Raw genomic sequence first — 22,930 nt, 5'->3', positions numbered from 1 at the left:
AACGGTCCATGAGAGATACAGGAGCGCAAAACTTTAAGATGAAAAAAAGGGAAGTCTCACGACTTCCACAATTCTTCTAACCTTAAATCTAAATCTCTATGAAAAAAACGTTCGACAAAGATAAGGGTTTATTACATTCAAAAATACTAATAAAAGATATAAAGAAAAGAGGAACGTTTAAGATTTGCTAAATAGGACTCGGATTATCCTCCTGAAAGTCACAGTTCCTTCCATTTTAGAAAATACTATCCAACAAGTCCGCATAGATAGGATTTTGCCGTAGCAGATGGGGTACACCTGTCATAAACAATTGCTTACGGGCACGGGTAAGAGCCACATTCAATTTCCGGTCAATCCATACCCCACCCTCTTCCGTAAGATTGGCAAGGAATTTCAATTGATAAGTACGGTTCACACAGAAGGAATAAATAATCACATCGCGCTCACTCCCCTGGAAGCGCTCTACGGTATCTACCAGGATATCGTTTAAACACGGAATGCCCAAAGCGGCTATTTCACTTTTAATAAGAGCTATCTGACTACGATAGGGAGTGATAATCCCCAAAGTCAGGGCAGGACGAAAACCGGAAGTACCGTCATATTGCCGATAGATAGCAGCTGCCAGTCTGGCTACGAGCTGTGCTTCGAAATGATTAATCTTTGCCGATTGCGAAGCGACCTCCGGCACTGAGGCAAGAAAAACCACACGACGTACCAGTATATCTGCAAATTCATCATTTTCCAACCCCGGAGCAAGTGTCAGTTCCCCTTGCTGGTGTTGCAAACCGACAGGTTCCAGTAGTCCACCATAAAAGGCATGATTAGGAAAACGAGCCACTTCCACATTCATACGTCCCTGGCGACAAAGCATGTCGTAGGAGCGGTTAGTTATGAGTGATAAGTGATGAGTGGTATCGGCAGAATTCCGGTAGAGGCGTTCAAAAAGGGAATCTTTCAAATTATGCAAACCGATGCTATGCAGGCAGTCCTCGCAGACTTCAGATTGGGATTCGGATTGAAGCACGACAGCGGGCAATTGTTTATGATCACCAATGAGGATAAACTTACCAATAGCATTTCCACCCGCCACATTACGCGCACAAAGAAGCCCCAGCAGTTGTGGTTCCAGTATCTGAGTAGCCTCATCCACAATAGCCACATCGAAAGTTTTCAGACGGAACAATTCCGTTTTGGAGGAGAATGTGGAGACAGTGCCCACAAAAACACGGCAACGCTCTATGCAGGCATGCACCTCACGACGTGAAGAGCAGGATTCCAGCACATTCTCTATCAGATATGAACGGAAAGGTATATCGCAGGAAAGTTCACTCCCTATACGGATGAAATCAATCTCAGGCGTAATGACAGAGAGGGTTTTGCAGATTTCATCCACTGCACGATTAGTGTACGAGAGCAATAATATCTGCTTCCCCTCACGATAGAAGGCTTCCACCATACCGCGTAGAGCACGGGAAGTCTTTCCGGTGCCCGGAGGACCTACCAAAAGAAAATAATCTTTAGCAGCCTGGGCTTTCAGGGTGATACGGGAGAAATCATCCGGAGCAACTGCAATGCGAGGATCGAAAGAAACGTCAAACTCCGGCTGTCGCTGGGATAGCAACAGGTCCCGGCGATCCTTGTTGGCAGAAAGAAAGGCAGAAAGTCCCAGATACATACTGCGGAAAGAAGTATCCATATAATCATGCTCGATGGCATAACGACTGTCGGGAGGAAGCACGGAAGTATTTTGTTGCGAAGCACGAAGCCGGATACGGATATCCCGGTCGGTGATTCGCTCTATATTTCCTTTGAATACCATTTTATTGGTTACGTTGTCCGTATCATTATTACGTTGATAGAGAACGATGGAGTCACCTTCACGGAAATTCGGCAATGTCTGCGCCGACCGCTGATTAGCCCGTGCCAACACAAGGTATGCTTTATGCAGATCCGCCGCATGATTCTCTGTGATTGTCAGATCGTATAATATCTCTCCCGCTTCACACTTTTCTTCAAGCGTAGAAAGCCACAAGGCGGCAGCACCTGTACGCCCTTCATAATCAATATCTCCCGATTTTGAAGTGTATAGTTCCTTCGTAATAAAATTATAAAGTGTATAGAAATAGCATTGTTCCAACGGTGTAAGCGCCCGAAGACGCTGCATCACGGCATCAATGGCAGGGTAAAGATAGCGTTTCCACAATGTATTGTTCAGGTGGCGCTCATTCAATGTATCCGGATGAATATCCTTCAGCCGCTCTGCCGTATAGTGCGGACTATTACGTAATTGCATACCGTATTCATTCGCCACAATCCGGTTGCGCACATCCATTACACGGCGCACCATCGCCCACGACGGACGAGCGGGATATAACAACGGATAGCGGGTATAGAGCAAATAAGCTTTTACCTTGCGGTGATCCATTCCCATGGAGTATTCCAATACCGCCTGATACAACAACATCTGTACCTTATTATTCTCCTTCGGCTCCACCTTGCCCCGGATAGAATACTCGTCAGCTTTGCCCGACTTCATTTCTATGAAGGAAGACATATCGCGCTGCATATAGTCCAGGCGACCTTGCAATCCCAGAGCTTCACAGATATAGGTAGGTTCCAGCACGGCATCCGTCTTATCCAGTTCATAACCGGGAGCACGGAAAGTCTCCGTCACCGTTTGTCGGATATGGTCGAAGTGCCGTTTACAATCAGCGAAGAATTCCTTTTCCTTTTCTTTATCCAACAAATCAGCACACGCGGCCAAATCAATGGAATAGGTACGGAACGCTTTCTTCATACAAGTCAGATAGTCCGGTTCCTTCTTGGCATAGATCCACTCATCCAGAAAAAGATTGGCGATGTTTCCAAGCAACAGCGGACGCGTATTGTCAGGAGATTGCAGGCGTGCCAGCAAATAATTGGCAGGATGATGCCCGTAATCTTTAAAGCACTCTGCCAACGAGCTGATATCCAACAGATAGTCCGGTTCCAGTATAATAAAGGAAGGCGTCAGTATACCAGCCTCATCTACAGCTACATCCAGCAGGTTAACCTGCGCATGACGCCACAGCAGTTTGCAAGTCTCGGCAAATTCCTCATTCACCTGAGATACATTGTAGCGTACCCTCAGCGGTTCATCGGCAACGGTATCTACAGGCAATACATATAGAAAAGTGTCGTCAGCATACTGGAAGCAGACACGCATCCGGCGTATCCGTTCTTTTGCAGGCGGAGCAACAATATAAGTGGCATCCGCACGGGGAAGCTGATGATATAGTTCAGCAGGGATATCCTCACCCGTCAACCGTTTCACAAAGAAGGTCAATGTCTTGATGTCACGCAACAGATTCTCGCGTGAAGGTTCGGATTGCCGATTCAGTACGGCATTGGAAGTCAGTCGGAAGGTGTGCAAGCGGTTTTGTTCCACTACGGAGAGCCCCACTTTTGAGGCCACAAAACTGACACGAGCGGAAAGGTCCGTCATTTGCAGGCTACCGTCCGGCATCTGCGTACGGCAAAGGCGTTCCAGAAATTCACGAAGCTGACGATAAACTGTTACCAGCGGAATATTTTCATCCCGGCAGACAGCGAGCAAGAAATGGTAGTATTCCCGTGCTTCTTCTTTCATTATTCCTCCTTCTCTTCATCAGTCTCGTCCGCGTCGGTCTTTTTATCCTTAATCATCAGGATACTCAACTCATAGAGCAGATAAAGCGGAACGGAAACCACAGTCAGGGTGAAGGGGTCGCCAGTCGGCGTAATGATAGCTGAAATAATCACGATAAGCACCAGCGCATGACGGCGGTATTTGCGCAGGAAAGATTTATGTACCAGTCCCAAGAGCGAAAGCAGCCACGTCACTAACGGCAATTCGAAAGCCAGTCCCATGCAGAGCACCAGCATCATGAAGTTATCTATGTAGGAATTCAAAGAAATCTGGTTCTCAATAGCCGCGCTCAATTGATAGGTGGAAAGAAAACGCAGCGTCAGCGGATAGACCATAAAATAGCCCAGAAGTACACCGAGGAAGAACATCACCGTACCAATGCACAGGGCTTTCTTCACGCCACGCCGCTCATTAGCATAGAGCGCAGGACTGATAAACCGCCAGATTTCAAAAAAAATATAAGGCGTAGCCGTCACCACCGACATCCAGAATGCAGTGGACATGTGAATAAAGAACGGGGCAGCCAGATTAATATTGATTAGTTTAACGTGGAAATCCTGTGTGAAGAAATCATCATGGAGATCGAAAACTTTTCCCACATAGCGCAGCACGTCGTAGAAAACGAAGTCATTGTGACAGGGAGCTAACACTACGTTATCAAACAGCCACGGCATCGCAATAAAATAACCGACAGCCAATACAAACCATACACCGAGTACCCGAAACAATACACGACGCAGTTCGTCCAAATGATCCCAAAAGGTTAATTCCTTATCTGCCATAGTAGTAAGTAGCTACGAGTTACAAGTTACAAGCTACGAGTGCCATGCGGCATAATCGCGCAACCACTTGTAGCTTTGTAGCTCGTAGCTTATGTAACTCATTTATTTTTTGAAGCCGGCTCTTCTATATCATCCTTTGCCTTGTTTATTTCTTCTTTTGCTTCATTCACACCATCTTTGAAGCTCTTCACACCTTTACCGAGTCCTTTCATCAGTTCGGGGATTTTCTTACCACCAAACAACAACAGTATTAACAGGGCGATGATAACCCATTCGGAACCGCTGGGCAGAAAGCCTAATAAAAGTAAGTTTGTCATATCCGTAGTCTTTTAAATTTGTTGCAAATATAATAGTTTCACCACAGATTACACAGATTTACACAGATTAAAACGAAAACTTTCTGTGTCAAGCCGAATAACCGGGAAGCATATACAGCTCACGAACGGACGATTAATCCTGATAATAGATTCTTTTCACCCGTGTAGAAATACTTGTCAGCACTTCGTAAGGAATGGTTTCAAGAATATCGGAAAGTACCGTAATAGGCAGATGATCGCCGAAAATCTCTACGGTATCTCCTTCCTTGCAGTCAATGTCCGTAACGTCAATCATGCAAACGTCCATACAGATGTTACCCACATAGGGCGCACGCTGGCCATTCACCAAGCAATAGGCGTGGCCGTTGCCAAGATGACGGTTCAACCCGTCGGCATATCCGATAGGCAATGCGGCAATCCGTGAATTACGTATCAGATGCCCCTTGCGGCTATAGCCTACTGTGTCTTCCTGGGGTACATCACGTATTTGCAGGATGGTAGTTTTCAGTGTGCTCACATTATTGATAATGCTGTTATCAATGGGACTGACACCATACAAACCGATACCCAACCGTACCATGTCGAACTGTGCACCCGGGAAGCGCTCAATACCTGCCGAATTGCAGATGTGCCGGAGTATCTTATGCGGAAATGCTTCCTGCAACTGCATGGATGCCGCTTCAAACATTTCAATCTGTCCACGTGTAAACGCATCGAACTGTGCCGCATCACTACCCACAAAATGCGAGAATACCGAACGGGCAATCACTGCATTCTGTCCTTTCAGCCGTTCAATCAATCGCGGCATATCTTTGGCAGCAAAGCCCAGGCGATGCATACCCGTATCCAGTTTTATATGAATCGGGAAGTTAGTGATTCCCTCCTTCTCCGCCTCTTTAATCAGTGCATCCAGCAGGTGGAAGCTATACACTTCTGGTTCCAGTTTATAGTCGAACATGGTCTTGAACGCGGTCATCTCCGGGTTCATAATGATGATGCTTGCCGTAATACCCGCTTTGCGGAGTTCGGAACCTTCATCAGCCACAGCCACAGCCAGAAAATCGACATGATGTTCCTGCAATGTCTTGGCAATCTCATACGAACCGGCTCCATAGGCTGATGCTTTCACCATACACACCATCTTCGTATCCGGACGCAGCCGACTGCGGTAATAGTTCAGATTAGCTATCATGGCTCCAAGATTCACCTCAAGAATGGTCTCGTGTACCTTTTTCTCCAGTTCTTCCGTCAAAGCATCAAAACCGAACTGACGGGCACCTTTTATCAATATAATCTCATTCTCCAACCGCAGTTCTCCACGGGAAATAGCGCGCAACAGGGCTTCTGTATTAGGATAGAAAGCCTTCTCGATGTCAAAGCGTGCGGCACACGAAGATATCTCACTGCCTACTCCGATGATACGCTCAATGCCGCGGCTACCGGCAAGCTGCGATACTTTCCGGTAAAGCGTCGGCGCATTCTGTCCGGTTTCCAGTATATCCGAAAGGATAAGAGTCCGCTTCAGTCCGTTACTCTGCGAACGACGGTAAAGAAAATCGAGTGCAATGTCCAGTGAAGCGAGATCACTGTTATAGCTATCATTTATCAGCAGGCAACCATTTTTACCTTCCTTCACTTCCAAGCGCATAGCCACCGGTTCCAGTGTCGCCATACGTTCCGTAATCTTCTCGGCAGGAAGCATCAGATAAAGACAGGCAGCCAGGCAGTTAAGCGAGTTCTCAATGGAAGCATCGTCAATAAAAGGCAGTATAAAGGTATTATCCATCTCCAGATAACGATAAGAAATGATGGTACAATCCTCCTTTTTCTCCACCTTACTTATAAACAGGGGACGCTCCATATCTTTCCGGCTCCATGCTATTTCACGGGCACTGAGCATAGACTTCGCCACACAATTACTGATAAACTCATCATCACCATTATAGATCACCACATCGCAGTTCTTGAAGAGCGACAGTTTTTCCATGCACTTCTCTTGCAAAGAGAAGAAGTTCTCCTGATGAGCTCCGCCGATATTGGTCAGTATGCCAATGGTAGGTTTGATAATATTCTGCAAGGCACGCATCTCTCCCATCTCCGAAATTCCAGCTTCGAAAATAGCGAGTTCGGACTGCTCGTTCATCTGCCAAACGGACAGCGGCACGCCGATCTGCGAATTATAGCTGCGTGGTGAACGAACAATCACCCGTTCAGGGCTGAGCAATTGATGAAGCCATTCCTTTACAATCGTCTTTCCGTTACTGCCCGTTATGCCGATAACCGGTATCTGAAACTGTTCACGGTGTTGTTCCGCCAACTTCTGCAAAGCCTTCAACGGATTGGCGACCACAAGGAAATTAACAGCTAACATATCCGAATTACTCATTGCCAGTTGTCCGCTTTCCACCCATTTATAAGCTTCTTTGCTGACTACAAAATTGCGAACACCGCGTGAATACAAGTCAGGAATATAGCGTGCGCCATCATTGCGCTTGGTAGTTAAGGCAAAAAATAAGGTTTCTTCGGGGAAACTCAAGGAACGGCTATCGGTAAGTAACCAATCTATGGTTGCCGGCGTGTCCCCCACACGTCGTGCACTGATGCGTTCGGCTATTGTTTCAATCGTATATGACATATATCTTTCTCTTTTTTGAAATCTAAGTACGGGTATTTTTTGTTAAGTCGGTCGATTTTTAACACAATTTGTCCTAAAAAACGCTTATACTCGTCTGACTCCGGATGGAAGGGCTTATGAGATAGCGCTTTATTGATATTTTCACTTTCCTGCATAATCTCTAACGCGTCCTCAGAGAGACAGGTCTGCACGAACTTCTCCCATACATAGCGTACCGCCAAGGGAGATGGATGCACCATATCATCGGCATAAAAACGATAGTCACGAAGCTCGTCGAGTAAGAGTTCATAAGCCGGAAAATAAAAGACATGTCCGGGAAAAGAAGTCTGTAACTGATCGATGGCAAGCAGAAGTGTAGCTTTACTCAATTGATTAGCGTGCATCCCGTCGCGTACGTGGCGGATAGGGCTGACCGTAAGAATCACTTTCAACTTCGGATTCCGAGCAATCAAACCGGAGAAGAGAGAGGTATAATCCGATACAATCTCCTGCACGCTGAGCCGGCGACGGGTAAAGACAGACTCCGGTTGTTTATGACAATTAGCAACCACATGTCCCGTGGATTTTTGTTCGTACACCCATGCTGTACCAAAAGTCAACATCAGGCAGTTCAAATGGTGGATACGTTCGTGCGCTGTTTGCAGACGGATATTAATACGCTGCAACACTTCTTCTGCAGAGGGAGAAGAAAAATCACCATGATGCATCGGGCTATGCCAGCACTCACGAAAGAAAAACAGGTCTTCTTCTTTATACAGTCTGCCCGTCACCAACTCACGCAAAGCTGTTGAAACAGACAAAGGATTATAAAGAACCCCAAATGGATTGACATCCGGACGAAATCTGGCATCCGCAAGCAGTGCACCGATGTTGGTGGCAAAGCAGGAACCCATCAACAGAAGTTCGTCCGCCTGAGTAAAACGGGGCAGATCGGAAGGTAATTCAACAGGGGTAGAAAAGTTCATACGTTTACATCATCATATTCTTCCGGATAGAGAATTTCACGATAGCCATTGCCTGAATGGAAGCAAAGGGAACATCCATCGGTTCATGGTGCGGATTATAACTCACAAGTTTAATGCAACCCTCCTGCTCCGAACGGTTCACATACTTCACTGCCAGATACTCATCGCCATCAATATCGAATGAGACTAGATACATTTCACCATAAATGACATTGCTGAAGCTGTTCATTTCCTTGAAACCTACAATATCTCCCGATTTCAGGATGGGATACATACTGTCCCCACTAATATAAAGGGCACCGTCGCATACAGGAATACTAGGTATTTGTATTCTTCCCATCACAAACTGGTGCTTATTGGCAAGCAATGTACGCAGATTAGCGGCAGCAGTAATGTCGTACAGCACTACACTGCGGTCTTTCATCGCATCCGGCGTTTTGGGATTGTGTATTATCTCAACATTACCTGTCGCCAGTTCGTTATAACAACTTTGTAAATGACTTACAGGGGTTCCCTTCCCTAACAGCAACCAGTTATAATCCACATCCTTCATCTTGCTCAGCAATAACGGGAAGTCGGTGCTGTTTCGTGCAATCCAGTTACTAAGTGTAGAACGCGACACACCCAGGTAGGCAGCCAGATCAGCATCTGTTTTGAAGTTCAATACACGCTTGGCACGCTTCACGATGTCCGCTACATTAAAAAAGATATCCTTTTCCATATTTATTTATATAAATAAGTTCTAATGTTGCCTTCAACATACACTTATGCATTTTTTTAATGCAAAAGTCAATATATGATGTTTTCCATACGAAAACGAAGTTATACATTACAGCAACAAAACTAATCAATTTGTTTTAAAGGGGCAAATAAAAGTAAGGGAAACAATACCGGCACTATAACAGAATATCTTTCCCACTACGAGTGAAAGTATTTCCCACTACGACTGAAGGCACCTCCCACTACGACTGAAGGTACTTCCCACTACGACTGAACGAGTGTTTCACTACGACTGAATCGAGTGGCACACCCATCATCCTATCAGGCAACAGCTTAGAGGGAATTTACGGCTTTTGGAACATGATATCCGTCCCAGTCATATTCTTCGGTATAACTATCGAATGCAGGAGTTTCCGTAATGCACGCTTGTGCAAAAAGCCCGGCAATTTCCGCCTGTTCTGCCGGTGAGAGTCCACGTTCCTTGTGCAGGATACGGTAATAAGTGGGTTTTGGAAAGAGAGTACGAATCATCCCTTTCAACAGCAACGCTTTCTTATAGGGGATGTTATCAAAGAGGGTACTGATGCCCCAGGCATAACGAAGTTTCACAGTGCTTCGGAAGTAAGGACACTGACCGGCATCCATAGGATAATTGGCAGGATTCACCGTTACAATGCTCTTCACACTTTGCGGCACATGCAACGTAACAAGATGGCGCAGGCAACTTTCACTTCGCGCACAATCGGGGTTAAGACAGTGGAGGTAATTTAAAGGCACCGAATCATAATTAAAGCAGTCTTCCATGATATTCTGTTTTTGAGGGGACAAATGTAGTGAATCTATTCTGACGGAACAATCCAAAGAAGAAGAGTTCTTGAAATATTAAGATAAAAAAGGAGAAGAACTAATGTTAAAGCGGCAAGGATTCATATTTTTCCCCCAAAAAGGGAATACCTTCCGTTTTCTTTTACTAATTTTGCAATTTGTAATCCTCAGAACAGAGATGAAGACAGAACCAACAACATATAACTTGCTAAATTCTATTTCTGATCCCGAAGATCTGCGTAAACTGAGCGTTGATCAGCTTCCGGAAATTTGCAAAGAATTGCGGCAGGACATTATTAAAGAAGTTTCGTGCAACCCGGGACACTTTGCAGCCAGTTTGGGGACGGTAGAACTGACCGTCGCCCTGCATTACGTGTTCAATACTCCTTACGACCGCATCGTGTGGGACGTAGGCCATCAGGCGTATGGCCATAAGATACTGACCGGACGTCGGGAAACATTCTCCACAAACCGGAAATTCAAAGGTATCCGCCCTTTCCCTTCTCCCGATGAAAGCGATTATGACACTTTCACTTGCGGACATGCTTCGAACTCCATTTCAGCGGCTCTCGGCATGGCGGTAGCGGCAGAAGAAAAAGGAGAAAAAGACCGCCATGTGGTTGCCGTAATTGGCGATGGCAGCATGAGTGGTGGACTAGCATTCGAAGGATTGAACAATGCCTCAGCAAGTTCCAACAACCTGCTTATCATTCTGAACGATAACGAGATGGCCATAGACCGCAGTGTAGGCGGCATGAAGCAATATCTCTTCAACCTGACCACCTCAAACCGATACAACCAACTCCGCTTCAAAGTATCCAAGATGCTGTTCAAAGTGGGCATTCTCAACGAAGATCGCCGTAAAGCACTTATCCGCTTTGGAAACAGCCTGAAATCAATAGCTGCCCAACAACAGAATATCTTCGAAGGAATGAATATCCGCTACTTCGGCCCCATCAACGGACACGATGTGAAGAATATCGCACGTATCCTGCGGGACATCAAAGATATGAAGGGACCGAAAATCCTGCACCTGCACACCATTAAGGGGAAAGGCTTCGAACCTGCCGAGAAGGCTCCGGGCATTTGGCATGCACCGGGAAAGTTCGATCCCGAAACGGGTGAACGCTTTACAGCGGATACACACAACCTGCCACCGCTGTATCAGGACGTTTTCGGCGAGACCTTGGTGGAACTTGCCGAAAAGAATCCACGCATCGTCGGCGTCACTCCCGCCATGCCTACAGGGTGTTCCATGAATATGCTGATGCAGGCAATGCCCGACCGTGCTTTTGACGTAGGCATTGCCGAAGGACATGCAGCCACTTTCTCAGGTGGTATGGCCAAAGAAGGGATGCAACCTTTCTGCAACATCTATTCGTCATTCATGCAACGTGCTTACGACAATGTCATTCATGATATCGCCATACTCAAACTCCCCGTTGTGCTCTGCCTGGATCGTGCCGGGCTGGTAGGAGAAGACGGACCTACCCACCACGGCGTGTTCGACCTGGCCTACTTCCGCCCTATCCCCAACCTGACAATTTCCTCGCCCATGAACGAGCACGAGCTGCGCCACCTCATGTACACGGCACAGCTGCCGGACAAAGGTCCGTTCGTTATCCGCTACCCCCGTGGGCGCGGTGTGCTCAAGGATTGGAAATGCTCGTTGGAAGAAATCCCGGTTGGCAAAGGACGCAAGCTGAAGGACGGTAAAGATATGGCAGTCGTTACCCTCGGCCCGATAGGGAACATTGCCGCAAAGGCCATCGAACGGGCGGAAAAAGAAAAAGACATCTCAATAGCACATTACGACCTGCGTTTCCTCAAGCCACTGGACGAGGAGATGCTCCACGAAATAGGACGCTCATTTTCCCGCATCATCACCATTGAAGACGGCATACGGAAAGGCGGCATGGGGACTGCCATCCTGGAATTTATGTCGGACAACGAATATACACCACACGTACACCGCATAGGAGTACCGGACAAGTTTGTGGAACATGGCACGATACAGGAATTGTATCATCTGTGTGGCATGGATGAGGAAGGAATCTTAGAGGCCATAAACATAAATTGTCATGACAAAGAAAGAAGCAATAAAGATATTTGAGGAGAAAAAAGTACGTACGGCTTGGGATGACGAGACGGAGGAATGGTATTTCTCAATAGTAGATGTAGTAAGCATTCTTACCGAAAGTGTTGACGGTAGGAAATATTGGAATAAGCTTAAACAACGATTAAAAGAGGAAGGAAATGAAACGGTGACAAACTGTCACCAGTTAAAAATGCTGTCAGCAGACGGTAAGATGCGTTTCACAGACGTTGCCACTACTGAGCAAATGTTTCGCCTCATTCAATCCATTCCCTCCCCCAAAGCTGAACCCTTCAAGCTCTGGATGGCCCAAACTGCCAAAGAGCGGCTGGATGAAATGCAGGACCCTGCAAAAGAGGTTCTGAGATTAGAACAAAACAAGGATAAGAGTAATAAAGAGCAATGAAAATTATTATTGCCGGTGCCGGCGCAGTAGGCACACACTTGGCAAAATTGTTGTCTCGCGAGAAGCAGGACATCATATTGATGGACGACAATGAAGAGAGGTTGAGCACGCTTAGTTCCAACTTCGATTTAATGACGGTCACGGCATCGCCTACCTCCATTCAGGGATTGAAAGAAGTGGGGGCTAGAGATGCTGACCTGTTTATAGCCGTCACTCCCGATGAGAGCCGTAACATGACCGCATGTATGCTGGCCACCAACCTCGGTGCAAAAAAGACCGTTGCCCGTATTGACAATTACGAGTATCTCCTGCCTAAGAACAAGGAATTTTTCAAGAAACTGGGTGTTGACTCATTGATTTACCCTGAAATGCTTGCCGCTAAAGAAATCGTATCTTCCATACGTATGAGTTGGGTGCGCCAATGGTGGGAATTCTGTGGCGGATCGCTGATACTTATCGGTACCAAGATGCGTGAAAAAGCGGAAATACTGGATATTCCTCTGCACCAGCTTGCCGAAACAGACAAGCCCTATCACGTAGTAGCCATCAAACGCTGCAACGAAACACTGATTCCGCGCGGTGACGATGTAATCAAACTGCATGACATCGTTTACTTCACCACTACCCGCAAGTATGTACCTTATATACGTAAGATAGCCGGAAAGGAAGATTATGCCGACGTACGCAACGTAATGATCATGGGTGGAAGCCGTATTGCCGTGCGAACCGCCCAATATGTACCCGACTATATGCAGGTGAAGATCATAGACAATGACTTGAGCCGTTGCAACCGCCTGACAGAACTTCTTGACGATAAGGTTATGATTATCAACGGGGACGGACGCGATATGGATCTGCTTATCGAAGAAGGTCTGAAGAACACAGAAGCCTTCGTAGCCTTGACGGAAAACTCGGAAACAAACATTCTTTCCTGCCTTGCCGCCAAACGTATGGGCGTCAGCAAGACAGTGGCGGAAGTAGAAAATATAGATTATATAGGTATGGCAGAGAGCCTCGACATCGGTACGGTAATCAATAAGAAGATGATTACCGCCAGCCACATCTATCAGATGATGCTGGATGCTGACGTCAGTAACGTAAAATGCCTGACCTTTGCCAATGCCGACGTTGCAGAGTTCACCGTGAAAGCCGACTCTAAAATTACCAAACACCAGGTTAAGGACCTCGGGCTGCCGAAGGGAACCACTATCGGCGGATTGATCCGACAGGGCGAAGGAGTCGTAGTGACAGGTAATACACAAATTCTGCCGGGCGATCACGTAGTTGTATTCTGCCTAAGCATGATGATTAAGAAGATTGAGAAGTACTTTAATTAAATGAAGAACTAAAAAAAGAACATTCTTCATTCATATGATATGATTAATTTCAAGACAGTTATACGGATTATCGGTATCCTCCTATTGCTGGAGACGGTGATGCTATTGCTTTGCTCGGGCGTTTCATTCTATTACCAGGATGAAGCGTTGGTAGATTTCTGGGTATCAGCAGGCATTACGGCAGGCGCCGGACTACTCCTGGCAGCCATGGGCAAAGGCGGTGACCGCCAACTGACACGCAGGGACGGATATGTACTCGTCAGCTTTGCCTGGGTAGCCTTCTCGCTTTTCGGTATGCTACCGTTCTACATCAGTGGATATATACCCAGCATTACCAACGCCTTCTTTGAAACGATGTCCGGCTTCAGCAGCACAGGCGCTACAATATTGGATGACATCGAAGCACTCCCCCACGGTCTGCTTTTTTGGCGCAGCATGACACAATGGATAGGCGGCTTGGGTATTATCATGTTCACCATCGCCATTCTTCCGATATTCGGTGTCAGCGGTTTACAAGTGTTTGCTGCCGAAGCCAGCGGACCTACACATGACAAAGTGCATCCGCGCATCGGTATCACAGCCAAATGGATCTGGAGCATTTATGCTGGTATCACCTGTATCCTTGTCGCCCTGCTGATGCTGGGGGGAATGGACTGGTTCGACAGTGTCTGCCATGCCTTTGCCACTACAGGCACAGGTGGATTCTCCACCAAGCAAGCCAGTGTAGCTTACTACCAATCACCCTATATTGAATATGTAATATCCATCTTCATGTTCATATCCGGTATCAACTTCACGTTACTGCTGTTCTTTGTCAACCGAAAGTTCAAGAAAGTTATCCACGATGCTGAGTTAAAGTGGTATTTCTGGTCGGTAGTATTATTTACCGGCCTGATCGCAGTGATACTTTATTATTCCAACCCCATAGGCATGGAAGATGCATTCCGCAAGTCACTGTTTCAGGTGATTTCACTGCACACTTCCACCGGATTCGCCACGGACGACTATATGTTGTGGCCCGCCGTGACGTGGGGTTTGCTGACCATCGTCATGCTGATGGGTGCCTGTGCAGGAAGCACAACGGGTGGTCTTAAATGTATCCGTATGGTAATCCTCGGCAAAGTGGCCCGCAATGAATTTAAACATATCCTCCACCCTAACGCAATACTTCCGGTACGTATCAACAAGCAGGTGATTTCCCCCTCCATACAATCTACAGTACTGGCTTTCTGCTTTATATATGCAGTAATCATTATCATTAGCGTATTGATTATGATGGGAATGGGTATTGGTTTTGTAGAATCCGTGGGGTGTGTCGTATCCAGTATCGGCAACATGGGTCCCGGGCTAGGAGAAACCGGTCCCGCCTTCTCATGGAATGCACTACCCGATGTGGCGAAGTGGTTAATGGCTTTCCTTATGTTGCTGGGACGCCTGGAATTATTTACCGTATTATTACTTTTCACTCCGGAATTCTGGAGGAGAAGTTGATATAAGGCAAAAAAGTGCTAAAAAGAAACTTATTTGCCATCTCTATATAACAAAATAGCCAATATTTGTTATACATTTGCAGCCGAATGAAAAAGTAGTTGAATGAAACAGTGCATAAAATACTTTATGATTATCCTACTCGGCGTATTATTGTACGACGGTGCAGCTCAGGCGGCGGGTATATCGTGCACTTTGATAAGTAACGATAGCGAGCGTTGTTTCCTTTCTCAGGCTCCTACCTCACATCAGCAAAACATTCGTAATATATATAATCATTTCTCGTCCATGCCCTTATATATGGACAATGTGGACAGTACACAGGTGCCTGGCAACAAGAGTTTTTTCATTTTACTGAATTACTTCCGGATGTACTGGCTGGCCGATTCGCCGAGTAGCAATCCGTTGTTGCATCCCGCTTTCTACCCTGTGCCCGACCCGCTCTCCTATTATGTATTCGGGCTGAGAAAGATAATTATTTGATAAACTAAGTCAGGCAAGTTCTACAGGCTTGCCAAGGTCCGTCGAAGGCAATTCAGAGGTATTGCTACCTTCGACCAACTATCCTATTATATACATCTAAAAGTTAATTAGATTTATGAACTTTACTTTGTTAGTAGTCGTCTTGCTGACGGCAATTGCTTTCGTGGGTATTGTTATCGCGTTGTCTAAGGCGATATCACCCCGTTCGTACAATCCACAGAAGATGGAAGCGTACGAGTGCGGTATTCCTACCCGTGGTAAATCATGGATGCAGTTCCGGGTGGGTTACTATCTGTTTGCCATCCTGTTTCTGATGTTCGACGTGGAGACGGTATTTCTGTTTCCATGGGCAGTCATTGCCCGCGACCTGGGAATAGCGGGATTGCTTAGTATCTTATTTTTCTTACTTATCCTGGTATTAGGACTTGCCTACGCATGGCGGAAAGGAGCATTGGAATGGAAAGAATAAAAAAGCCTAAAATAAAGTCTATCCCGTATGAAGAATTTACGGATAATGAAACGTTGGAGAAACTCGTTCGCGAACTTAATGCCGGAGGTGCCAATGTCGCCCTCGGCGTATTGGACGATTTCATCAACTGGGGACGCAGCAATTCGCTGTGGCCGCTTACGTTTGCAACAAGCTGTTGCGGTATCGAGTTCATGGCACTGGGTGCCGCGCGCTATGACATGGCGCGTTTCGGATTTGAAGTAGCCCGTGCCAGTCCGCGCCAGGCAGATATGATTATGGTGTGCGGAACTATCACAAATAAGATGGCGCCTGTACTGAAACGCCTATACGACCAGATGCCGGACCCGAAATACGTGGTTGCCGTGGGTGGGTGCGCCGTTAGCGGCGGACCGTTCAAGAAATCCTATCACGTAGTGAATGGAGTAGATAAGATTCTGCCGGTGGATGTGTACATCCCGGGATGCCCCCCTCGTCCGGAAGCGTTCTACTACGGCATGATGCAGTTGCAACGCAAAGTGAAGATAGAGAAATTCTTCGGCGGAGTGAACCGAAAGGAACCGAAACCGGATAGTGACGAGTGATGAGCTACAATAACGAAACATAATCAAAATATGGATAATATACGATTTATAAAACCTACGGACTTGCATGCCGAAATGTTCCGCCTGCGCCAAGAGCGGCAAATGGACTTTCTGGAATGCCTGACCGGTATGGACTGGGGAGAAACAACCGACAAGGATACGCCAGATACACCGCGTGGTTTAGGAGTGGTTTATCATCTGGAATCCACCACTACCGGAGAACGTTTAGTCGTACGTACCGCTACCTTGGACCGCGAGAATGCCGAGTTACCCAGTGTCAGTGACATCTGGAAAGCAGCAGATTTCCTGGAGCGTGAAGTATACGATTTCTACGGCATCATCTTCATTGGACATCCCGACATGCGCCGCCTCTACCTGCGTAACGACTGGGTAGGATACCCTATGCGTAAGGACAATGATCCGGAAAAGGACAATCCGCTACGTATGGACAATGAAGAAACCATTGATACCACTACCGAACTGGCACTTAACCCGGATGGTACAATAAAGAATAAAGAACTGGTACTCTTCGGAGACGAAGAATATGTTGTGAACATCGGTCCGCAACACCCTGCCACGCACGGTGTAATGCGTTTCCGTGTATCACTGGAAGGTGAAACCATCGAGAAGATAGATGCCAACTGCGGCTACATCCACCGGGGCATCGAGAAGATGTGCGAAAGCCTCACCTACCCGCAGACATTGGCACTGACTGACCGTCTGGATTATCTGGGCGCACATCAGAACCGCCACGCCCTTTGTGCATGCATCGAGCAGGCTATGGGCATTGAAGTAAGCGACCGTGTGAAGTATATCCGTACCATCATGGACGAATTGCAGCGCATAGACTCTCACTTGCTGTTCTACTCTTGTCTCGCAATGGACCTTGGTGCTTTGACCGCGTTCTTCTATGGTTTCCGCGACCGCGAGAAGATACTCGACATCTTCGAGGGAACTTGCGGCGGACGCCTTATTATGAACTACAACACTATCGGTGGTGTGCAGGCCGATCTGCATCCCAACTTCCAGAAACGAGTGAAAGAGTTTATCCCCTACCTGCGTGGCATCATCCACGAATATCATGAGGTGTTCACCGGCAATATCATCGCCCAGCAACGTCTGAAAGGCGTAGGAGTACTGAGCCGTGAAGATGCCATCGCTTTCGGAGCTACAGGTGGTACAGGACGTGCCAGCGGCTGGGCTTGCGATGTCCGTAAACGCCATCCCTACGGAGTATACGACAAAGTGGACTTCAAAGAAATCGTTTATACCGAAGGCGACTCCTGGGCACGCTACATGGTTCGTATGGACGAAATCATGGAAAGCATGAATATCCTTGAACAACTCATTGATAACATCCCCGAAGGCCCATATCAGGAAAAGATGAAACCCATCATCCGTGTACCCGAAGGACAGTATTATACTGCCGTAGAAGGTAGCCGTGGTGAGTTCGGCGTCTTCCTGGAAAGCCATGGCGACAAGACTCCGTACCGTCTGCATTTCCGTTCCACGGGATTACCGCTGGTAAGCACTGTAGATACCATTTGCCGCGGAGCAAAGATTGCCGACCTGATTGCAATCGGGGGAACGCTGGATTACGTAGTGCCAGATATTGATAGGTAAAGGAAGGTACAATTTACAATGTACAATGTACAATTTAGCTACGCATGAGTAGTCGGTTGATGCATTGCCATTGTAAAGTGCCTCGTAAATTGTAAATTGTAAATTGTAAATTACAAGATGTTTGACTTTAGTATAGTAACCAACTGGATACACCAGACGCTGACTTCCCTGATGCCGGAAGGTCTGGCGATATTCCTCGAATGTGTAGTGATAGGCGTGTGCATCATTCTGATGTATGCCGTACTCGCCATCATTCTGATTTACATGGAGCGCAAGATATGTGCTTTCTTCCAGTGTCGTCTCGGTCCGAACCGTGTAGGTAAATGGGGTAGCATTCAGGTCATCTGCGACGTGTTGAAGATGCTGACCAAAGAAATCTTCACTCCGAAAGCTGCCGACCGCTTCCTCTACAACCTGGCACCGTTCATGGTGATCATAGCTTCATTTCTGACATTTGCCTGCCTCCCTATTAATAAAGGTATGGAAGTGCTGAATTTCAATGTAGGTGTATTCTTCCTGCTGGCAGCATCCAGTATAGGTGTATTAGGTATTCTGCTGGCCGGTTGGGGATCCAACAACAAATTTTCATTGATCGGAGCCATGCGAAGCGGAGCACAGATTATCTCGTACGAGTTGTCTGTAGGACTGAGTATATTAACTATGGTAGTGCTGATGGGTACGATGCAGTTCTCTGAAATTGTAGAAGGACAGGCTGACGGATGGTTCATCTTCAAAGGACACATTCCGGCAGTGATCGCTTTCGTTATCTACCTGATAGCCGGAAATGCAGAGTGTAACCGTGGGCCGTTCGACTTGCCGGAAGCAGAAAGCGAACTGACGGCAGGATACCACACCGAATATAGCGGTATGCACTTCGGTTTCTTCTATCTGGCCGAATATCTGAACCTGTTTATTGTAGCCAGCGTGGCTGCCACCATCTTCCTGGGCGGCTGGATGCCGCTTCATATTGTAGGACTGGATGGCTTCAACGCCATAATGGATTATATTCCGGGCTTCATCTGGTTCTTCGGCAAGGCATTCTTCGTAGTATTCCTGCTGATGTGGATTAAATGGACATTCCCCCGCTTGCGTATCGACCAGATCCTGGCATTGGAATGGAAGTATCTGGTACCTATCTCAATGGTAAACCTCATTCTGATGGTACTGATTGTTGTATTTAAACTGCACTTTTAGATTATGAAAACATACAGTTATTTTGGCGGACTGATGCACGGCATCGGTTCTTTGCTGACGGGTATGAAAACTACCATGACCGTCTTCTGCCGCCGGAAAGTGACAGAGCAATACCCGGAGAATCGTACGACACTGGAGATGTTCGACCGTTTCCGCGGTACGCTGACCATGCCGCACAATGACCGGAATGAACACCATTGTATAGCGTGCGGGCTGTGCCAGATAGCATGTCCCAACGATACCATCAAGGTAACAAGTGAAATGATAGAGACTGAGGACGGCAAAAAAAAGAAGATATTGGCAAAGTATGAATACGACCTCGGTTCGTGCATGTTCTGCCAACTTTGTGTCACAGCTTGTCCGCACGATGCGATTACGTTTGCTACAGACTTTGAGCATGCGGTGTTCGACCGTACAAAGCTGGTGAAGACGTTGAACCATCCGGGCAGTCACGTAGAAGAGAAAAAGAAACCCGCTGCTCCCCAAAGTGAAGCAACAAAGTAATTTGTAATTAAGTAATTTGTAATTCAAGAATATGGAAATAACCCTTGAAACCGTAGTATTCTACTTTCTGGCAGTGTTCATCAGCGTATGTTCCATTCTCACTGTGACTACACGCCACATGGTACGCTCGGCAACGTATCTGCTGTTCACGCTTTTCGGCACGGCAGGCATCTACTTCCTGCTGGGCTACACATTTCTAGGCTCGGTACAAATCATGGTTTATGCCGGCGGTATTGTCGTACTCTACGTCTTCTCCATCCTGCTGACCAGTGGCGAAGGAGACCGTACTACCAAGTTAAAACGTAGCAAACTGTTGGCTGGTCTAGGTGCAACCGTAGGTGGTGCCATCATCGTAGTATTCATTACGTTGAAACATAAATTCCTCGTTACTACCGATCTTGTACCGCTGGAAATCAACATCAAGACTATCGGACACTCTATGCTGAGTAGTGACAAATTCGGTTATCTGCTTCCCTTCGAGGCAGTCAGTATCCTGTTGCTGGCGTGTATCGTAGGTGGGTTGGTGATTGCACGTAAACGCTAAATACAATTGATTATGATTCACATGGAATATTATCTGATAGTTTCGGCTATCATGTTTTTCGCCGGTATCTACGGGTTCTTCACCCGCCGCAACACACTGGCGATACTTATCAGCATCGAGTTGATACTGAATGCTACGGATATCAACTTCGCAGTGTTCAACCGTTTCCTTTTCCCTGACGGAATGGAAGGGTATTTCTTTGCCCTGTTCTCCATTGCCATCTCGGCCGCCGAAACGGCAGTAGCTATCGCGATTATGATCAACATCTACCGCAATATACGAAGTATCCAGGTTAATAAGCTGGACGAATTGAAATGGTAGAATCAGTACAGTATCAATAATAGAATAAAAAAGAAAAGAATATGGAATATACAATCTTCATTCTCCTGCTTCCCCTCCTCTCCTTCCTTGTATTGGGGATTGGCGGCAAATGGATGACGCACCGGACGGCGGGCATCATCGGTACCACGGTATTGGCTGTGGTAGCCGTATTGAGCTACGCCACTGCCTGGCAGTATTTCTCCGCTCCGCGTCTGGCGGACGGCACTTTCGCCACACTTATGCCTTATAATGTGACGTGGTTGCCCTTCACTTCAACGCTGAGCATTGACTTGGGTATCCTGCTCGACCCCATTTCTGTGATGATGCTTATCGTCATCTCCACCGTATCGTTGATGGTACATGTCTACTCTTTCGGCTACATGAAGGGTGAGCGCGGATTCCAACGCTATTATGCATTCCTCAGCCTCTTTACCATGTCCATGTTGGGTCTGGTGGTGGCTACCAATATCTTCCAGATGTATCTGTTCTGGGAATTGGTGGGTGTTTCGTCTTACTTGCTCATCGGTTTCTACTATACGAAACCGTCTGCTGTTGCTGCAAGCAAGAAAGCGTTCATCGTTACCCGTTTTGCCGACCTGGGTTTCCTGATCGGTATCCTTATTTACGGTTATTATGCCGGAACTTACACCTTCCATCCCAGTGAAATGGCATTGCTGAAAGGTGGTGCGGCAATGATACCTCTGGCCTTGGGACTGATGTTCATCGGTGGTGCCGGAAAGAGTGCCATGTTCCCATTACACATCTGGCTGCCGGATGCAATGGAAGGCCCGACACCCGTCAGCGCATTGATCCATGCAGCGACCATGGTGGTAGCCGGAGTTTACCTTGTGGCCCGAATGTTCCCGCTGTTCATCGGTTATGCACCCGACGTGCTGCATCTGGTAGCTTACGTTGGAGCGTTCACTGCATTCTATGCTGCTTCGGTAGCTTGTGTGCAAAGTGACATCAAACGTGTGCTGGCATTCTCTACTATCTCACAGATCGGCTTTATGATGGTGGCACTGGGAGTTTGTACTTCTGCTGATCCGCATCATGGCGGTCTGGGCTATATGGCCGGTATGTTCCACCTGTTCACGCACGCTATGTTCAAGGCATTACTCTTCCTCGGCGCAGGTAGCATTATCCATGCGGTACACAGCAATGAAATGTCCGCTATGGGTGGACTGCGCAAGTACATGCCTGTGACGCATATTACGTTCCTGATTGCTTGTCTTGCCATTGCAGGTATTCCTCCGTTCTCCGGTTTCTTCTCTAAAGATGAAATACTGACAGCATGCTTCCAGTTCAGTCCTGTAATGGGCTGGATTATGACAGTGATTGCTGCAATGACGGCATTTTATATGTTCCGCCTCTATTACGGCATCTTCTGGGGCAAAGAGAATAAAGAGCTTCATGCTGAACATACTCCCCACGAAAGTCCGTTAACTATGACTTTCCCGCTGATGTTTCTTGCCATTGTTACTATCGGAGCCGGTTTCATCCCCTTCGGTAAGTTCATCTCTTCCAACGGTACGGCTTACGAGATTCATCTCGACTGGGCGGTGGCAGGTACCAGCATTGCTATAGCTGTCATCTCCATCGCAATTGCCACAGCCATGTACGCACGGGCAAAGCAACCCGTTGCCAATGCCCTTGCCCGTCGTTTCCGCGGATTATGGACAGCTGCCTATCATCGCTTCTATATCGATGAAGTGTACCAGTTCGTAACTCATAAGATAATCTTTGGTTGCATCTCCCGCCCCATCGCTTGGTTCGACCGCCATGTAGTAGATGGTTTCTTCGACTTCCTTGCCTGGAGCGCCAATGCCACCAGTGATGAAATACGCGGTCTGCAAAGTGGACAAATTCAACAGTACACTTACGTATTCCTGTTGGGTACGCTGGCATTGATATTGTTATTGCTGCTATAGTAGAGAAATGTTAATCGTAATTTGTAATTCGTAATTTGTAATT

19 protein-coding genes and 1 pseudogene are annotated in these 22,930 nt (G+C 47.0%); 13 read left to right on the top strand and 7 right to left on the bottom strand.

Annotated elements, in window-relative coordinates:
- Positions 1 to 235: 235 nt before the first annotated feature.
- The 7 genes from K429_RS0117315 to K429_RS0117285 form a co-directional block, all read right to left on the bottom strand.
- Positions 236 to 3,628 (bottom strand): AAA domain-containing protein, encoded by a 3,393-nt coding sequence (locus K429_RS0117315; RefSeq protein ID WP_026367723.1) that lies wholly within the window; start codon positions 3,626 to 3,628, stop codon positions 236 to 238.
- The gene (tatC, locus tag K429_RS0117310) at positions 3,628 to 4,449 is read right to left on the bottom strand and encodes a twin-arginine translocase subunit TatC (protein ID WP_007212471.1); all 822 of its coding nucleotides are present in this window, start codon (positions 4,447 to 4,449) and stop codon (positions 3,628 to 3,630) included. The genes K429_RS0117315 and tatC overlap by 1 nt, the downstream gene beginning before the upstream one ends.
- A gap of 98 nt (positions 4,450 to 4,547) precedes the next feature.
- A complete protein-coding gene (locus K429_RS0117305; RefSeq protein WP_007212470.1) occupies positions 4,548 to 4,766 on the bottom strand; it encodes a twin-arginine translocase TatA/TatE family subunit in 219 nt (72 codons plus the stop codon).
- 133 nt (positions 4,767 to 4,899) lie between these two features.
- Entirely contained in the window at positions 4,900 to 7,401 is a 2,502-nt protein-coding gene (locus K429_RS0117300) for a bifunctional UDP-N-acetylmuramoyl-tripeptide:D-alanyl-D-alanine ligase/alanine racemase (protein WP_026367722.1), read from the bottom strand.
- Complete coding sequence (locus K429_RS0117295) at positions 7,377 to 8,366, bottom strand: GSCFA domain-containing protein (RefSeq protein WP_026367721.1); 990 nt, start codon at positions 8,364 to 8,366, stop codon at positions 7,377 to 7,379. Before K429_RS0117295 ends, K429_RS0117300 begins: the two co-directional genes overlap by 25 nt.
- Positions 8,367 to 8,370: 4 nt before the next feature.
- Positions 8,371 to 9,087, bottom strand: coding sequence for a helix-turn-helix domain-containing protein (locus K429_RS0117290; RefSeq protein ID WP_026367720.1), 717 nt, complete (start codon positions 9,085 to 9,087; stop codon positions 8,371 to 8,373).
- A gap of 332 nt (positions 9,088 to 9,419) precedes the next feature.
- Positions 9,420 to 9,890: a DUF6078 family protein gene (locus K429_RS0117285; protein ID WP_026367719.1), complete on the bottom strand. Its 471-nt coding sequence runs from the start codon at positions 9,888 to 9,890 to the stop codon at positions 9,420 to 9,422.
- Positions 9,891 to 10,089: 199 nt separating this feature from the next.
- Between K429_RS0117285 and dxs the strand changes: the two genes are divergently transcribed.
- The 13 genes and pseudogenes from dxs to nuoL all read left to right on the top strand — a co-directional run bounded on the left by dxs (position 10,090) and on the right by nuoL (position 22,887).
- Positions 10,090 to 12,024, top strand: coding sequence for a 1-deoxy-D-xylulose-5-phosphate synthase (dxs, locus tag K429_RS0117280; RefSeq protein ID WP_026367718.1), 1,935 nt, complete (start codon positions 10,090 to 10,092; stop codon positions 12,022 to 12,024).
- Positions 11,993 to 12,355, top strand: a pseudogene (locus tag K429_RS0117275) (Bro-N domain-containing protein); the annotation flags it as partial. The gene dxs and the pseudogene K429_RS0117275, both read left to right, overlap by 32 nt.
- A 53-nt stretch (positions 12,356 to 12,408) precedes the next feature.
- Positions 12,409 to 13,749, top strand: a complete 1,341-nt coding sequence (gene trkA / locus K429_RS0117270; protein ID WP_007212463.1) for a Trk system potassium transporter TrkA — start codon at positions 12,409 to 12,411, stop codon at positions 13,747 to 13,749.
- A gap of 39 nt (positions 13,750 to 13,788) precedes the next feature.
- Positions 13,789 to 15,240, top strand: coding sequence for a TrkH family potassium uptake protein (locus K429_RS0117265; protein WP_007212462.1), 1,452 nt, complete (start codon positions 13,789 to 13,791; stop codon positions 15,238 to 15,240).
- A 102-nt stretch (positions 15,241 to 15,342) separates the two neighbouring features.
- Positions 15,343 to 15,720: a hypothetical protein gene (locus K429_RS0117260; protein WP_026367717.1), complete on the top strand. Its 378-nt coding sequence runs from the start codon at positions 15,343 to 15,345 to the stop codon at positions 15,718 to 15,720.
- Positions 15,721 to 15,835: 115 nt separating this feature from the next.
- On the top strand, positions 15,836 to 16,189 hold the full coding sequence (locus tag K429_RS0117255) for an NADH-quinone oxidoreductase subunit A (protein WP_007212460.1): 354 nt from the start codon (positions 15,836 to 15,838) through the stop codon (positions 16,187 to 16,189).
- The gene (locus K429_RS0117250) at positions 16,177 to 16,770 is read left to right on the top strand and encodes an NADH-quinone oxidoreductase subunit B (RefSeq protein WP_007215268.1); all 594 of its coding nucleotides are present in this window, start codon (positions 16,177 to 16,179) and stop codon (positions 16,768 to 16,770) included. Before K429_RS0117255 ends, K429_RS0117250 begins: the two co-directional genes overlap by 13 nt.
- A gap of 30 nt (positions 16,771 to 16,800) precedes the next feature.
- Complete coding sequence (locus tag K429_RS0117245) at positions 16,801 to 18,393, top strand: NADH-quinone oxidoreductase subunit D (protein WP_026367716.1); 1,593 nt, start codon at positions 16,801 to 16,803, stop codon at positions 18,391 to 18,393.
- A 117-nt stretch (positions 18,394 to 18,510) separates the two neighbouring features.
- Positions 18,511 to 19,587 carry an NADH-quinone oxidoreductase subunit NuoH gene (gene nuoH, locus K429_RS0117240; protein WP_007212456.1) on the top strand — a complete coding sequence of 359 codons (1,077 nt, stop codon included), beginning with the start codon at positions 18,511 to 18,513 and terminating at the stop codon, positions 19,585 to 19,587.
- Between the two features lie 3 nt (positions 19,588 to 19,590).
- Positions 19,591 to 20,091, top strand: a complete 501-nt coding sequence (locus K429_RS0117235) for a 4Fe-4S binding protein (protein WP_026367715.1) — start codon at positions 19,591 to 19,593, stop codon at positions 20,089 to 20,091.
- A 31-nt stretch (positions 20,092 to 20,122) separates the two neighbouring features.
- Positions 20,123 to 20,635 carry an NADH-quinone oxidoreductase subunit J gene (locus K429_RS0117230; RefSeq protein ID WP_007212454.1) on the top strand — a complete coding sequence of 171 codons (513 nt, stop codon included), beginning with the start codon at positions 20,123 to 20,125 and terminating at the stop codon, positions 20,633 to 20,635.
- A gap of 12 nt (positions 20,636 to 20,647) precedes the next feature.
- On the top strand, positions 20,648 to 20,956 hold the full coding sequence (gene nuoK / locus K429_RS0117225; protein WP_007212453.1) for an NADH-quinone oxidoreductase subunit NuoK: 309 nt from the start codon (positions 20,648 to 20,650) through the stop codon (positions 20,954 to 20,956).
- A 41-nt stretch (positions 20,957 to 20,997) separates the two neighbouring features.
- Positions 20,998 to 22,887 (top strand): NADH-quinone oxidoreductase subunit L, encoded by a 1,890-nt coding sequence (nuoL, locus tag K429_RS0117220; RefSeq protein ID WP_026367714.1) that lies wholly within the window; start codon positions 20,998 to 21,000, stop codon positions 22,885 to 22,887.
- Positions 22,888 to 22,930: the final 43 nt, after the last annotated feature.

Source organism: Bacteroides sp. 14(A) (assembly GCF_000526555.1).
GTDB classification, from domain to species: domain Bacteria; phylum Bacteroidota; class Bacteroidia; order Bacteroidales; family Bacteroidaceae; genus Bacteroides; species Bacteroides cellulosilyticus.
This window is presented reverse-complemented; position numbering and strand designations above follow the sequence as displayed.